The sequence below is a fragment of the Geothrix terrae genome, assembly GCF_022808775.1.
Classification (GTDB): Bacteria; Acidobacteriota; Holophagae; order Holophagales; family Holophagaceae; genus Geothrix; species Geothrix terrae.
On the sequence record NZ_JAKZLA010000006.1, the window covers coordinates 127,996 to 142,246 of the forward strand.

Here is a 14,251-nt window from a genome sequence, read left to right on the forward strand (position 1 = left end):
AGGATTGGAGTGCCCATGTCGGAACGCGAACCCCGAACGATCGACCTGCAAGGAATCCTGGACCTGCTGCCCCACCGGTATCCGATCCTCCTAGTGGATCGCATCCTGGATTTCGAGCCCGGGCAGTGGATTCGGGGGCTCAAGAACATCAGCTTCAGCGAGCAGGTCTTCCAGGGCCACTTCCCCAGCCGCCCCGTGTTCCCCGGCGTCTACATCCTCGAGGCCATGGCGCAGACCGGCGGCTGCCTGCTCCTCCAGGACATTGAGGACCGGGCCCGCAAGGTGATCTACTTCATGGGCATCGATGGGGCGAAGTTCCGGAAGCCGGTGCTCCCGGGCGACCAGCTGGTGATGGAAGTCAAGGTGGTCCAGCTGAAGGGCCGGATCTGCAAGATGCGTGGCGAGGCCTTCGTGGATGGACAGAAGGTCGCGGAAGCCGAATTCATGTCCATGCTGATGGACCTGGCCGAGGGAGAAGGACGATGAGCACGCAGATCCATCCGAGCAGCGTGGTGAGCCCGGAGGCCCGGCTGGGCGAGGGCGTGGTCGTGGGGCCCTTCTGCGTCATCGAGGGCAATGCGGTCATCGGGGCCCGCACGCTTCTGCGCAGCCACGTGGTCATCGGCCCCCACACCGAGATCGGCGAGGACAACGACATCTATCCCCACGCCACCCTGGGCATGGGGCCCCAGGACCTCAAGTTCAAGGGCGCGCCCACCCGCCTGAAGGTGGGGAACCGCAACGTGATCCGGGAGGGCTGCACCCTCCACCGCGGCACCGAGGGCGGCGGTGGCCTGACCACCCTGGGCGACGACAACTTCCTGATGACGGGCTCCCATGTGGCCCACGACTGCCATGTCGGGAACAAGAACATCTTCGCCAACTGCGCCACGCTGGCCGGTCACGTGGAAGTGGGCGACGGCTGCAACATCGGCGCCTTCTCCGCCGTCCACCAGTTCTGCCGCGTGGGCCACCATGCCTTCATGGGCGGGTTCACCGTGGCCACCCAGGACGTGCTGCCCTTCATGAAGACCGCCGGCGCCCGTGACACCAAGAGCTACGGCGTGAACACCATCGGCCTCCAGCGCAAGGGTTTCCCCGTGGAGGTCATCGAGGCCCTGAAGAAGGCCCACCGCCTGCTCTTCCATGCCGGGCTGCTCCGCGAGGAGGCCATGGCCCAGACCGAGAAGGAAGTGGGGCATGTGGCCGAGGTGGCCTACCTGCTGCAGTTCATCCGGGAAGCCAAGCGGGGCGTGCATCGTGGCTGACCAGCCCGGCACGGACCCGCAGCGGCGTCACGCGACCATCGCCATCATCGGTCTGCCCAACGCTGGCAAGTCCACCCTGCTGAACGCCCTGCTGGGCCAGAAGCTCGCCGCCACCAGCCAAGTTCCGCAGACCACCCGCACCCGGGTGTTGGGCGTGGTGAACCGTGGCGACGTGCAGCTGGCCTTCCTGGACACGCCGGGCATCCACCTGCCCAAGCACGCGCTCAACGAGCGCATGATGGCCCACGTGGAGCAGGCGCTGGAAGCGGCCGACCTGCTGCTCTGGGTGGTGGATGCGGACGACTATCTGGGCACCGGCGAGCATGCCCTGGCCAAGCGCCTGCGCAAGATGGGGCGGCCAACCTACCTGCTGCTGAACAAGATCGACCTGCTCTCCAAGGGCCGGCTCCTGGAGAAGGTGGCCACCTACAAGGACCTGCTCCCCTTCAAGGAGATCGTGCCCATCGGCGCCAAGATGGGCCTGAACCTGGATCCCCTGTGGACCCTGCTGGAGCGCGACGCCGCCCAGCCCGGCTGGCTGCACGACGAGGAGACCTTCACGGATCAGACCGAGCGCTCCTTGGCCGCGGAGTTCATCCGCGAGAAGGTGCTCCGCAAGACCCGTGAAGAGGTCCCCCACGGCGTGGCGGTGCTCATCGAGCAGTGGATCGAGCCCGGCCACGCGGACTATCCGGAGGACCTGGGCCCCGAGGGCGTCTTCATCGCGGCGCGCATCCTGGTGGACCGCGACGGCCACCGGAAGATACTGCTGGGCAGCCAGGGGGACATGATCAAGGACATCCGCCAGAGCGCCCAGCGTGAGCTGAAGAAGCTCCTCCAGCGCCCGGTGCGCCTGGAGCTGTTCGTGAAGGTGGACGAGGGTTGGCGGGACCGGCCCGATCGTCTGGACCGACTCGAGATCTGATCTCCGGCGCGGCCGGCTAGATCGACAGGTCCGTGGCCCGGTGCTCCGTGTCCAGCGGCGCCAGGCCCGCCGTGCCCGTGACCGAGGTGTACTGCCCCCGGTCCGGATCGAACGCGAATACCTCGCCGGTCTCGATCTTGTAGACCCAGGCATGCAGGTGCAGCATGCCACTGGCCACGGCCTTGGCCACGGCCGGGTGGCTGCGGAGGTTCTCCACCTGCACGAGCACATTCTCCTCGACGGTGGCGTGCAGCAGCTCATGGCCCTGGAGGTGGCCATAGCTCTCCCACATGATCCGCTCGGTCTTGCGGGCATGGGCCAGCCAGGACTTGGTGGCGGGAAGCTGCCCCAGCTGCTCGGGCTCGAGCAGGGCCTTCATGGCGCCGCAGTTGGAGTGGCCGCAGACGATGATGTCCTTGACCTGGAGGACGGTGACCGCGAACTCGATGCCTGCGGCCGTGCTGCCCAGGCTCTCATAGGGGGGCACCAGGTTCCCGACGTTGCGCAGGATGAACAGCTCGCCGGGCTGGGTCTGGGTGATCAGGTTCGGGCTGATGCGCGAATCCGAGCAGGTGATGAACAGGGTCTCCGGCGCCTGGTCCCTGCCCAGGCGCTCGAAGAGGTCCCTGTGCGACTTGAAGATCTGGGTCTGGAACTGGTGGATGCCGTGGACGAGCTTCTGCATGCCTCCAGTCTACCGGAGGTAGGCTAGAGATTCAGGTGAGCCAGGTGCTCTTCGGAGCTGATGGGCGTGTTCGGCTCGTCATGGATGATCTTGCCGTCGCGCAGCTTGATGATGCGGTGGGCGTGGCGGGCGATGTCCTCCTCGTGGGTGACGAGGATGATGGTGTTGCCCTTCTGATAGAGGTCCTCGAAGAGGGCCATGATCTCCACGCTGGTCTTGGAATCCAGGGCGCCGGTGGGCTCGTCCGCCAGCAGGATGGACGGATCGTTCACCAGGGCCCGGGCGATGGCCACGCGCTGGCGCTGGCCGCCGGAGAGCTGGTTGGGCATGTGGTCGCTGCGGGTGCCCAGGCCGACGTTCTCCAGGGCCTTGATGGCCATCTGGTGCCGCTCGGCGGGTGTCTTCCCCGCGTAGATCAGGGGGAGCTCGACGTTCTGGAGGGAGGTGGTGCGGGCGAGCAGGTTGAAGGTCTGGAAGACGAAGCCGATCTCCTCGTTGCGGATCTGGGCCAGGTCGTCATCCGTCATGGCCGAGGCCAGCTTGCCGTTCAGTTCGTAGGTGCCGCTGGTGGGGGTGTCCAGGCAGCCGATGACGTTCATCATGGTGGACTTGCCGGATCCGGAGGGGCCCATGATGGCCACGTATTCGCCTCGGCGGATCTCCATGGACACGCCATCCAGGGCCCGCACTTCCATGTCGCCCATCTGATAGACCTTGGTGATGTCGGTGAGCCGGATCAGGGGCGCGTCGGTCATGGGATCCTCGAGGGGCCTCCGAAGGCCCTGGTCCATCTTCGCAGAAGCCCCGGGTCAGGTTTAGGGCACCTGGCAAAACCCCAGGAGGCCTCGCCGGGGGCCCTTCCTGGATTCCCGCTACAATCCTTGATCCGCCTACATCCTGCCGTTAGGTTCCGCCACGATGATCGATTCCCTGATCCGAGCCCTGGGTCAGCCGCTGTTGCGGCTGCGCTACCGAATCCACACCGAGGGCCTGGAGGCCGTCCCCTCACCCGCCAAGCCGGGGATCCTCTTCCTGGCCTCCCACCCGAGCCTGGTGGATCCCTTCATCCTGGGGGCGGGATTGCACGGACGGTTCGCGCCCATCCTGGTGATGGGCCGCGACCATGCTGCCTCCGCGCCCATGCGCTGGCTGGCCCTGGCGTTGGGGGCCCGGCCCCTTCCCGACCCTGTGGACCATGGAGACCGCACCCGGGAAGCGCTGGACAGGGAACTGGCGGCGCTGGCGGGCCGTCTCGCCTCCGGACGCAACATCCTGATGTTCCCGGGCGCCCGATTGGCCCGGCAGAAGACCCAGGACCTCGCCGACAACAGCGCCGTCGCGGAGATCCTCCGCCAGGCCCCGGGCATCCGGGTGGTGGTGGTGCGCCTGCACGGGCTCTGGGGCAGCCGGTTCAGCGCTGCGTCGGGGCGGCGTCCCTCCGTCGGACCTGAATTGTTGAAGGGGTTGGGCTATCTGCTGGCCAACGCCCTGTTCTTCATGCCGCGGCGGGAGGTCCGGGTCGCCTTCGAGGAGCTCCGTGACCTGCCGGTGGCGGCCGGGCGCGACGCCATCAACCGCGTGCTGGAATCCCGCCTGAACGAAGGCGCCACGCCACGCATCTTCGTGCCCTACCTGGTCTGGAGGGATCACGCCCCCCGCACCCTCCCCGAGCCGCCCCGGCCCAGGGTGGAAGGCAATCCCCGCAGCGTGCCGCCCCAGGTCAGGGATGCGGTGAGGCGCCACTTGCAGGCCGTGACGGGCCATCCGGACATCCAGGAGCACCACCACCTCGTGAAGGACCTGGGCCTGGATGTCCTGGGCCATCGGGAACTGGAGATCTGGCTCGAGCAGGCCTTCGGTTATCCCTGCAGTGACCCGGCCTCGCTTCAGACGGTGGGCGATCTGCTGCTGGCGGCCACCGGTGCGGCGGTCTCCCTGCGCCAAGGGGAGCTGAAGGCGGTGCCCCATCCCTGGTTCCATTCGCGCACGGACCTGCCCATCGAGATGCCCGAAGGAGACACCATTCCCGAAGTCTTCCTCAAGCAGGCGCGGCGCGACCCGGGACGCGTGGTCCTGGCGGACCAGCTCGGCGGTGTGAAGACCTACCGGGATGTCATCACGGCGGTGCTGGTCCTGAAGCCCATCTTCGAGCGCCTGGAAGGAACCCATGTAGGCCTGATGCTGCCCGCCTCGGGCGGCGCCAGCATCCTCTACCTGGCCCTGCTCTTCGCCGGAAAGACCCCCGTGCTGGTGAACTGGACCGCCGGGGCCCGCAGCACGGCCTATGGTCTGGACCTGGTGGGCGTGAAGCACGTGGTCACCGTGTCCACCCTGGTCAATCGGCTCCAGGCCCAGGGCGTGGACCTCTCGGCCGTGAAGGATCGCCTGCTGCTGCTGGATGAGGTCGGGAAAGGCATCACGCTGCGAACCAAGGTGTCTGCCGCGCTCCGTGCGCGCCTCGGCCGGTTCTCCCTCGATCCGGCGAAGGCCCCCTCCACGGCGGCCCTGCTCTTCACCAGCGGCAGCGAAAGCCACCCCAAGGCCGTTCCCCTGAGCCATGGGAACATCCTGGCCAACATCCGGGACATCACCCAGGCCATCCATTTCCATGAGGATGAGCGGGTGCTGGGTTGCCTGCCGCCCTTCCACGCCTTCGGCCTCACCACGACCACCATCCTGCCTCTGCTGTTGGGTCTGCGGGTGGTGTACCACCCCAATCCCACCGAGGGTCGGATGCTGGCCCGCCTCATCGAGGCCTACCACGCCACCCTGCTGGTGGGGACGCCCACCTTCCTGGGCGGGATTCTGCGCACGGCCGAGGACCGCCACCTGGAATCCCTGCGGATCGTGGTGTCTGGTGCCGAGAAATGTCCGGATCAGGTGTATTCGACCCTGGCCCGGCGCTGGCCCAGGACCACCGTGCTGGAAGGCTACGGCATCACCGAGTGTTCGCCGGTGGTGTCCGTGAACCGGGAGGAGGATCCCCGGACCGGGACCATCGGGAAGCCGCTGGTGTCCGTGGAATGGGCCATCGTGGACCTGGAAGCGAGACGCCGGGTGGAGCCGGGCCAGGCCGGCATGCTCCTGGTTCGCGGACCTAGCATCTTTTCCGGCTACCTCAACCCCGATGTGGAATCGCCCTTCGAGTCCTTCGAGGGTCGGGACTGGTATCGCACGGGGGATCTGGTGCGCCAGGAGCGGGGCGTGCTGGTGTTCGCGGGGCGCCTCAAACGGTTCGTGAAGCTGGGGGGCGAGATGGTCTCCCTGCCGGCCATTGAGGAGGCCCTGGCCAAACGCTTCCAGGGGGAGGATGAGGTCGAGCCCCTGCTGGCGGTGGAAGCCACCACGGAGGACCTCAACCCCGACCTGATCCTCTTCTCCGTGGCGGGCATCGGCCGGGATGACGCCAACGCAGCCATCCGGGCCGCGGGACTTTCCTCTCTGCACAACATCCGCGTGGTCCGTCAGATCGACCAGATCCCCACCCTGGGAACAGGGAAGACCGATTACCGGGCCCTGAAGGCCATGCTGGAAGAGGCCGGGGTCTAGGCGGACACCTCCAGGAGCAGGGCCAACCCCAGGCCCCCGCCGATGCCGAGGGTGGCCACCCCCAGGCCTCCGCCCCGCTGGCGGAGCTGATGGATCAGGGTCACGACGATGCGCGCTCCGGAAGCACCGATGGGGTGGCCCAGGGCCACGCCCCCACCCGCGATGTTGAGGCGATCCTCCGGCAGGTCCAGCTGCCGCTGGCAGACCAGGAGCTGGGCCGAAAAGGCCTCGTTCAGCTCCCACAGGTCGATGTCCGCCACGGTCAGCCCGTGAGCCGCCAGCAGGCGTCGCACGGAAGGGACGGGCGCCTCGCCCATGTCCAGCGGGTCCACCCCCGCCTCGCTCCACCCCAGGACCCGGGCCAGGGGAACGGCACCGCCGGCCTGCTCCCGCCGGGCCAGGAGAATCCCTGCGGCGCCATCCGACAGGGCCGAGGCGTTCCCCGCCGTGACCTGGCCGTGGGGATCGAACACCGGGGCCAGGCGTCCCAGATCCTCCACCGTGACCTCCTGACGCACGCATTCGTCGTGATCCAGCGCCGGATGGGGCAGGAGCTCCGCCCGGAAGTCGGCCCGGGAGGCCCGCCGATGACTCCCGGCCGCCCAGGTGTCCGCGTCGATCCGAGTAACGCCGCGTTTGGCCGCCAACCGCTCGATGGTCTCCCCCATGAGCAACCCGGTCACCGGACAGCGCAGGCCGTCGTGGTGCATGACGTCCGGCAGCTGGCGGTGGCCCATTCGGAACCCCCAGCGCAGGCCCGGGACCAGATGCGGCGTATCCGACATGGCTTCGCTGCCGCCGATGAGCACCGGGGCCTCGGCGCCATCCTTCAGGCGCTGGGCGGCGAGGAGGAGGGCCTGGAGGCTGGAGCCGCAGGCCATGTTCACGGTGAAAGCCGGGGTGTCGAAGGGCAGGCCCGCCTGCAGGGCCAGGGTGCGGGCAGGGTTCATGCCCTGGGTGTGACTCCGCGCCATGCCCCAAATCAGGCTGCCGGGCCTGGGCAGGTTCGGCCGGGCCAGGAGGCCCTCCACGGCGGCGCGTCCGAGGGACACGGCGCCCAGGCCCGCCAGACTGCCGCCATAGCGGCCCTGAGGAAGCCTCCCCGCGGCGAGGATCAGCAGATCCCGGGCTTCGTTCATGAGGCCGGATCCCAGTCGTCCGGGGTGGGCTCCCGGGGACCCAGCCGCGCATCCGGCGGGAACCAGGCATCCCAGAGGGCCAGGTGCCTGGCGACGTACTCGCGGATCCAGTAGCGGATTCGATTCACGGGTGGGCGGCTCTCGGTGGAGGCGGGGACGCCCCATGCCTGCAGCCCAAGGTGATCAGCCAGGTAGAGGGCCCGGGGCAGGTGGAAGTCCGAGGTGACGATGACCACTCTCTGCTGGCCGAAGACGGTCTGCGCGCGCTTGAGGCTGTCCCAGGTGCGGAAGCCCGCGTAGTCGCTGATGATGCGGGTGGGGGAGACGCCCTGCTTGACGAGCCAGCGTCGCATGGCCTGGGGTTCGTTGTAGGAGGGATGGCGGTTGTCGCCGGACACCAGGAACCAGCGGACCTTCCCGCTCTGGTAGAGGCTCAGGGCCGTGCGGAGGCGGCCCTGGAGGAGTTCGGTCGGCTCTCCATCGCCATAGACGCCGGCGCCCAGCACGAGCACCGGGCCGCCCACCACCGGAAGCTCCTCAGCCTGGTAGATTTGCTGGTGGTGCATGGCCGGGAACCTTCCCAGGGTCCAGAGCAAGTCTCCCAGGAGGAGAAGCGCCAGGGCCAGAAGCAGGGTCCGCCGGTGCGGCCTGAAGCGATGAAGAAAGGCGGAGATCGGCATCGTGAGTTAGCATAGACCTTCCGTACGCCCCAGCCCCATGGACCTCCCGCCTGAACGAGACGCCTTGATGAACATGAGCCTTGATCCCGCAGTCCGTTCCACTCGTCTGTCCCCGTCCCGCCTCCCGTTGGCCCTGGCCCCGCTGGCTTTGATCCTGGCCGGGGGCGTCACGGGCTGCTTCCGGGCCACGGGCGTGGGCCGGCCCACAGTGGCGGTGGAGGAGATCCCCGCTTCGGGAGGCGATCGCCTACACGGGCTGAAGGCGACCTCGGGACCCGGGGATTTCTACCTCGGCAACGATGCGGTCCAACTCGCGGTGGACGGCGCGGCCTTCGGGAACCGGGAAGGCCAGTTCGGCGCGCCCTCCGGCGGCGCCATCCTCGACGTGGGCAACGTCGCCCTCGACCAGAACTACAAGCGCGTGTCCCTGCCCACGGACATGGTTGAGCGCCTGGGGCCCGTGGTGAACCAGGACCCGGACCTGCCGCTGGTCTTCGACCGCTACTCGCCCGGGACGGGCGTGAACGAGGTGTACCTGGACATGCAGGGCTACCTCCTGGACCCCAAGGGGAAGCTCGGAGTGGCCACGGATGCCCAAGGGAGAGTGCTGGGAGTCAGCGTCACCCACCGGATCGCCCTGAACAAGGCCAATACCTACTTCACCTTGGAGACCACGATCACGAACGGGGGGACGTCGGCTCTCCCCATCCGGAACCTCGGGGACTTCCTTTCGCAGCATGGCGGTGGATTCCGGTTCGTGGTGCCCGCCGTGGCCACCTTCGACGGGACCCCGATCAGCAGCTGGGGCGTGGAGATTCCGGGATCGGACTTCACGGCGCCCCTGGCCACGAGCGTGGTGACGCCCATGGTGGCACTCATGGGCGCGGAATCGTCCGGGGACACACTGGACGCGCACTCCACTCTGGGCATTCTGCCGCTGGATGTGGATCAGGTGCTGGTGGCCTCGGACCCGCAGCCAGCGCTCACCGAGCTGCGCCCCCGCTTTCCCGGTCGCCTGGTCGTGGGCAGCCCCGCGGCGGCCAGCCTGCCGGCGGGACAACCCATGACCTACCGGCGCCGGCTGTACGTCCTGGGCGGAGAGTTCGGGAATGCCAGCATCTCAAGCACCCAGCCGGCCCAGGCGACCGCGGTTTTCAATGAGATGGTCCAGGCCCGGCTGGGATTCCACAGCGGCGAATATGGCATCCTCACGTTCAACACTTTCGGCACGGCCGCCCGCACGGGTCCTCTCCAGACCGAGTTCCGGTTCGATCGCTACACCGGCCTGAGCGCGGATCCGTCCACCGACGCCGATCCCTCCCATTGGGTCACCGAGCGCGTGGAGTGGCGGGAACCCAGCGACATCCCTTCGTCCAGTCTACCCATCGGCGTGCTCCTGCCGGCCGTCGCGGATGCCCGCGGCACGGGCCTCAGCCAGCCTTACCGGGTGACCGCGCGCAACGCTTTCCAGAGCAACACCCTATACCTCGGCACCAATACCTCCAACGCCGACCGGCCCTACCTGCCCACCCCCATCACCCCGTCCAAAAGCCAGATCTGGACCTTGGCGGAGAACCTGAGCCCCGAGCGGGCCGAGGTCACGGACACGTCAGGGAACGTGGTCCGCGACAAGCAGCAACGACACTCCTTCCTGGTCCGGCAGGCGGGAACCCTGGAGGTGGATGGCCTGAATCCCCTCCGCATCACCCTGGCGGGCCAGGGAGGAGTTCCCGATCCCTCCATGAAGCGGCTCCGCCGTCTGGCTGGCTACTACGACCGGGTCTACAAGGCCAAGGTGATCTCGAGCACGAGCGTGGCGGACTACCAGTACACCGCTGGGAATCAGGTTTTCGGAACCTCCTTCCGGTTTTCCGGTGGAGGAGCTTCGGTCTTCCTGCCTCCGGGAGACTACATGGCCTACGGCACCCGCGGCCCGCTGTCCCATCTGGACGCCCTGCCGGTGAAGTCCTATGACGGCCAGACAGATTTGAGCCATACCTTTGTGACCCTTTCTCCGACCTTGCCGGCTAGCTGGAAGGCCTTCGATGTCCCGAGCCCCACCCAGGCAACCACCGGCGGCCTGAACCCGGGCGAGATGCTCAGCTCCGCCCTCGCGGAGGGGGTGGATGCGGTGGCCCGCACGGAAGAGGATCATCTGACGGATCCGACGGCCCTCAGGACCGAGTTCCGGACGGAGATCGAGAATGCGGCGATCACGGACGCCCAGCGCGTTCCCATCGGCATCGATCCGCTGGTGGTCGGCGCCCGCAGCTCCACGCTGGCGGACGGGTTCGTGACGGCCCTGTTCACGCCCGCGCCCAATGGGGATCGCAACGGCGGGGCCAGGCCCTCCAAGGGTTGGACCCTGGCGGACTTCATCACTCAGGCGGAAGGGCGCTACAACATCGTCCACCGGCCCCGAGGGCCGCAGGGGTTGTTCACCGTCCGCGGGTTCGATCCCACCGTTCCCCTCGGATCGGGAGTGAACGCCTGGTGGACTCAGACCGGCCCCGTTTCCCTCGGCGCGCACCAGGGGGATTTCGATGCCCTGGAGCTGATCCGGGCCGAAGGGTGCGATCCCGCGGATCCCACCGCCTGGTTCGCCGAGTTCAAGGTCGTCCGGAGCGACTGGTTCTCCCTGCTCAGCCAGCAGACCCCGACGGCCTTCACCAAGGCGCTGGGGCTTTCCGCCTCGAAGTTCAGCTACGACACGCCTGTGGGCCTGGCCCGCACCTACCTGAAGCTCGGTTCCGGAACCTTGACCCAGGACACCCTCGATCCTCTGTTGACCGCCCTTCGCGGTGGTGCGGCCGTGGCCTCCACCGGGCCCCTGCTCGACGTGGCGGTCAATGGCGTGGGCCCCGGGGGGCTGGTGACTGGGCCCGCCGCCACCGTATCCATCACCATCTCGCTCTACGCGGCGGACTGGGTGCCGGTCGATGAGGTGCGTGTGGTCGTGAACGGTGTGGCCCAGACGGTGCCCATGAGCAGCTTCACCGCCTCCCCCACGGACTTCCGTCTCCGCACGGCGACTCTGGATGGCGTGGCCATGCCCACGGGCAAGGACGCCTGGGTGGTGGTCGAAGCTGGTGTGCCCCTGGCCACGACTGGGGCCTATCAGGCCGGAACGCCTTGGAACAAGATCATGAAGGGCATCTACCCCATCGCCGTCACCAACCCGATCTTTGTGGATGTGGACGGCGGGGGGTACACTCCTCCGGGACTCTAGTCGGCAGGGGTGATGTGATGGCGGATTGGCTTCCGGAACGCCTTCCGGAGGATATCGATGCGGAACGGTCCTTTCTGGCCACCTGCTGCGCCCCCGGCGCGGGCTTCGTGGCCAGCGAGGCCGTCTTCGCCCTGGCGGAGGAGGACTTTGTCCACCCGGCCCACCGGGCCGTGTTCCGGGCCCTGCGCACCCTCATCGAGGCCCAGGTGGAGGTCAACTCCCTCACCCTGAAAGACGCCCTGGACCAGGACGACAGCCTGAACAAGGTGGGCGGCTACCCGGGCCTGGTGGAGCTGCTGGCCGGCGAGGATGTGGAGCGCCCCCAGGTGCTGGCGGACCTCATCCGGCGCAAGGCCAAGCTGCGCCGCCTCGTCCACCTGGGAGCCCAGCTGGTGCGCCAGGCCGCTGAAGAAGATGAGCCCCCGGAAGTGCTGGTGGATCAGACCGCCCAGAGCCTCTTCCACCTGGCCCAGGGAGATGCCAAAGCCAAAGGTCTGCTCCCCATCCAATCGGTGGCGGACGATGCCATGGAGCGCCTCCACGATCGCCTGGAGGGGCGCCTGTCGCCTGGCGTGCGGGTCGGTTTCCAGCGCTTCGACGAACTCACGCAGGGTTTCCAGCCCGGCAACCTCATCGTCCTGGCCGCCCGGCCCGGTGTCGGCAAGACGGCCCTGGCCCTCAACTGGATCCTGCGGGCCGCCCAGGAGCGGGATGGCCGTCCGGGCCAATGCGGGGCCTTCTTCAGCCTCGAGATGAGTCATGAGGAGGTCTTCCTCCGCCTGCTCGCCGCCCAGAGCCAGACCAACATGAAGGACCTCCAGTCCGGCCGCGCCACCGGGCGGCTGGATCACGTGATGCGGTCCCGGGACGAGCTGGTGCAGATGCCGCTGTTCATCTGCGACCAGGCCTCCATCACCGTCCCTCAGATCCAGAACATGATCGTGAAGCAGGGTAGCCAGAGCAACCGGCGGGTGGAATTCGTCATCATCGACTACCTCCAGCTGCTCAGCAGCCCCGAGAACAGCCGCGGCGCCAAGCAGAACGAGGCCATCCGCATCGGCGAGATCAGCCGCGGCCTCAAGCTCATGGCCAAGGACTTCGGCATTCCCGTGGTGGTGCTCTCCCAGCTCAACCGAGAAGTGGAACACCGCCAGGGCGGCCGGCCCCAGCTCAGCGATCTCCGTGATTCCGGCGCCATCGAGCAGGATGCGGACATGGTGGCCTTCATCCACCGCAAGTTGCTGCCCTCGGCCAACGAAGAACCTGACAACTCCGCCGAGCTCATCGTGGCCAAGCACCGGAACGGCCCCACCGCCATCATCCAGCTGCACTTCCAGGGGGAGTACGCGATGTACCGGGAGATGGTCAGAGAGACTTCTTCCTACGCATGAAAACGGCGGCCGGACGGCCGCCGTTTTCATGCGCGGATGGACCGCTATTCGAGCCCGAAGGTTGAGTTCTCGAGTTCCTTCTTCACGAAGGCCATGAAGAGATCAGCGGCGGCGCCGTCGACGATCCGGTGGTCGAAGCCGAGGCTGCTGAACATCACCTGGCGGATGGCGATGAAGTCGGTACCATCGGGGCCGGTGATGACGACAGGACGCTTCACGATGGCGCCCACGCCCTGGATGGCCGCCTGGGGCTGGTTGATGATGGGCAGGCCGAAAGTGTCGCCATAGACTCCGGGGTTGGTGATGGTGAAGGTGCCGCCGCTGATCTCGTCGGGCTTCAGCTGCTTGGAACGGGCGCGCTCGGCCAGGTCATTGAGGCTGCGGGCCAGGCCGCCGAGGTTCATCATGTCGGCGTTCTTCACCACGGGCACGATGAGACCCCAGTCCAGGCTCACGGCGATGCCGAGGTTGATGTCCTGCTTGTAGATGACGTTGTCGCCGTCCACGGAGGCGTTGGCGATCGGGTAGGCGCGCAGGGCCTTGCAGGCCGCCATCATCACGAAGGGCATGAAGCTCAGCTTGGTGCCGAACTGGGCCTCGAAGGCCTTCTTGTGCTTGTTGCGCAGCTGGGCCACGTGGGTCATGTCGATCTCGAAGATCGTGTAGGCGTGGGCCGAGGTGCGTCGGCTGGCCACCATGTTGTCCGCGATGATCTTGCGCATCCGGGTCATGGGCTCGACCTTCACCCGCTCTCCGGGGGCGAAGGCGGGCATGGCCGGGGCGGGGGCCACGGACATGCCCGGCGTCAGGCCCATGGTGGGCGCCGAAGGATCATGCACGGCGGGCAGGGCCGGGGCGATGGAGGGGGCAGGGGCGGCGGAGGTGGCGGCGGGGCCCTTGGCCATGTAGGCCTCCAGGTCCTCCTTAGTGACGCGACCGGCCTGACCGCTTCCGGAGACCTTGGCGAGGTCGATGCCGTGCTGCTTGGCCATTTCGCGGACGAGGGGGCTGCTCTTGGTTCGCAGGCGGCCTTCCAGGCTGTTGTCGTCATCCTCGGCCAGCGGGGCGGGGGGCGCGGCGACAGGGGCTTGAGCCGCGGCAGGGGCGGTCACGGCAGGCGCGGCTGCGCCGGTCGGCTTCTCCGAGGCGTCGCCGATGCGAGCCACCACGGTGCCCACGGGGACGGTGGCGTTGACGTCCACGAGGATCTCCAACAGGGTGCCAGCCGCGGGGGCGGGGATCTCCGCGTCCACCTTGTCGGTGCTGATCTCGTAGAGGGTCTCGTCCTTGGCGATCACGTCGCCGGCCTTCTTGTGCCACTTCAGCACAGTGGCTTCCGCAATGCTCTCGCCCATCTGGGGCATGACGACATCAAAGGCCATGGT

At 67.7% G+C, this 14,251-nt stretch carries 11 protein-coding genes; 6 read left to right on the forward strand and 5 right to left on the reverse strand.

What is annotated here, in order from left to right; all coding sequences use genetic code 11:
- Nucleotides 1-15 precede the first annotated feature (15 nt).
- The 3 genes from fabZ to era are packed head-to-tail and all read left to right on the forward strand — an operon-like array spanning nucleotide 16 to nucleotide 2,193.
- Nucleotides 16-486, forward strand: coding sequence for a 3-hydroxyacyl-ACP dehydratase FabZ (gene fabZ, locus MLE42_RS12290; RefSeq protein WP_243288180.1), 471 nt, complete (start codon nucleotides 16-18; stop codon nucleotides 484-486).
- A complete protein-coding gene (gene lpxA / locus MLE42_RS12295; RefSeq protein ID WP_243288181.1) occupies nucleotides 483-1,268 on the forward strand; it encodes an acyl-ACP--UDP-N-acetylglucosamine O-acyltransferase in 786 nt (261 codons plus the stop codon). The genes fabZ and lpxA overlap by 4 nt, the downstream gene beginning before the upstream one ends.
- Nucleotides 1,261-2,193: a GTPase Era gene (gene era, locus MLE42_RS12300; RefSeq protein ID WP_243288182.1), complete on the forward strand. Its 933-nt coding sequence runs from the start codon at nucleotides 1,261-1,263 to the stop codon at nucleotides 2,191-2,193. Before lpxA ends, era begins: the two co-directional genes overlap by 8 nt.
- A 16-nt stretch (nucleotides 2,194-2,209) precedes the next feature.
- On the opposite strand, the gene MLE42_RS12305 is transcribed toward era, so the two are convergent.
- Nucleotides 2,210-2,878 carry a carbonic anhydrase gene (locus MLE42_RS12305; RefSeq protein ID WP_243288183.1) on the reverse strand — a complete coding sequence of 223 codons (669 nt, stop codon included), beginning with the start codon at nucleotides 2,876-2,878 and terminating at the stop codon, nucleotides 2,210-2,212.
- Between the two features lie 23 nt (nucleotides 2,879-2,901).
- Entirely contained in the window at nucleotides 2,902-3,633 is a 732-nt protein-coding gene (locus MLE42_RS12310; protein WP_243288184.1) for an ABC transporter ATP-binding protein, read from the reverse strand.
- Between the two features lie 163 nt (nucleotides 3,634-3,796).
- On the opposite strand from MLE42_RS12310, the gene MLE42_RS12315 reads away from it, so the two are divergent.
- On the forward strand, nucleotides 3,797-6,427 hold the full coding sequence (locus MLE42_RS12315) for an AMP-binding protein (RefSeq protein WP_243288185.1): 2,631 nt from the start codon (nucleotides 3,797-3,799) through the stop codon (nucleotides 6,425-6,427).
- Here the strand turns inward: MLE42_RS12315 and MLE42_RS12320 are convergent.
- Both MLE42_RS12320 and MLE42_RS12325 read right to left on the reverse strand, forming a co-directional pair.
- The gene (locus MLE42_RS12320) at nucleotides 6,424-7,566 is read right to left on the reverse strand and encodes a thiolase family protein (protein WP_243288186.1); all 1,143 of its coding nucleotides are present in this window, start codon (nucleotides 7,564-7,566) and stop codon (nucleotides 6,424-6,426) included. The two genes, MLE42_RS12315 and MLE42_RS12320, sit on opposite strands and share 4 nt — an antisense overlap.
- Nucleotides 7,563-8,132 carry a SanA/YdcF family protein gene (locus MLE42_RS12325; RefSeq protein ID WP_243288187.1) on the reverse strand — a complete coding sequence of 190 codons (570 nt, stop codon included), beginning with the start codon at nucleotides 8,130-8,132 and terminating at the stop codon, nucleotides 7,563-7,565. Before MLE42_RS12325 ends, MLE42_RS12320 begins: the two co-directional genes overlap by 4 nt.
- A gap of 187 nt (nucleotides 8,133-8,319) precedes the next feature.
- Here MLE42_RS12325 and MLE42_RS12330 point away from each other — a divergent pair, with 187 nt between their 5' ends.
- Both MLE42_RS12330 and MLE42_RS12335 read left to right on the forward strand, forming a co-directional pair.
- Complete coding sequence (locus MLE42_RS12330; RefSeq protein ID WP_243288188.1) at nucleotides 8,320-11,475, forward strand: CehA/McbA family metallohydrolase domain-containing protein; 3,156 nt, start codon at nucleotides 8,320-8,322, stop codon at nucleotides 11,473-11,475.
- A 17-nt stretch (nucleotides 11,476-11,492) separates the two neighbouring features.
- On the forward strand, nucleotides 11,493-12,866 hold the full coding sequence (locus MLE42_RS12335; RefSeq protein WP_243288189.1) for a replicative DNA helicase: 1,374 nt from the start codon (nucleotides 11,493-11,495) through the stop codon (nucleotides 12,864-12,866).
- Between the two features lie 44 nt (nucleotides 12,867-12,910).
- Here the strand turns inward: MLE42_RS12335 and MLE42_RS12340 are convergent, their stop codons facing one another.
- Nucleotides 12,911-14,248, reverse strand: coding sequence for a dihydrolipoamide acetyltransferase family protein (locus tag MLE42_RS12340; protein ID WP_243288190.1), 1,338 nt, complete (start codon nucleotides 14,246-14,248; stop codon nucleotides 12,911-12,913).
- Nucleotides 14,249-14,251 lie beyond the last annotated feature (3 nt).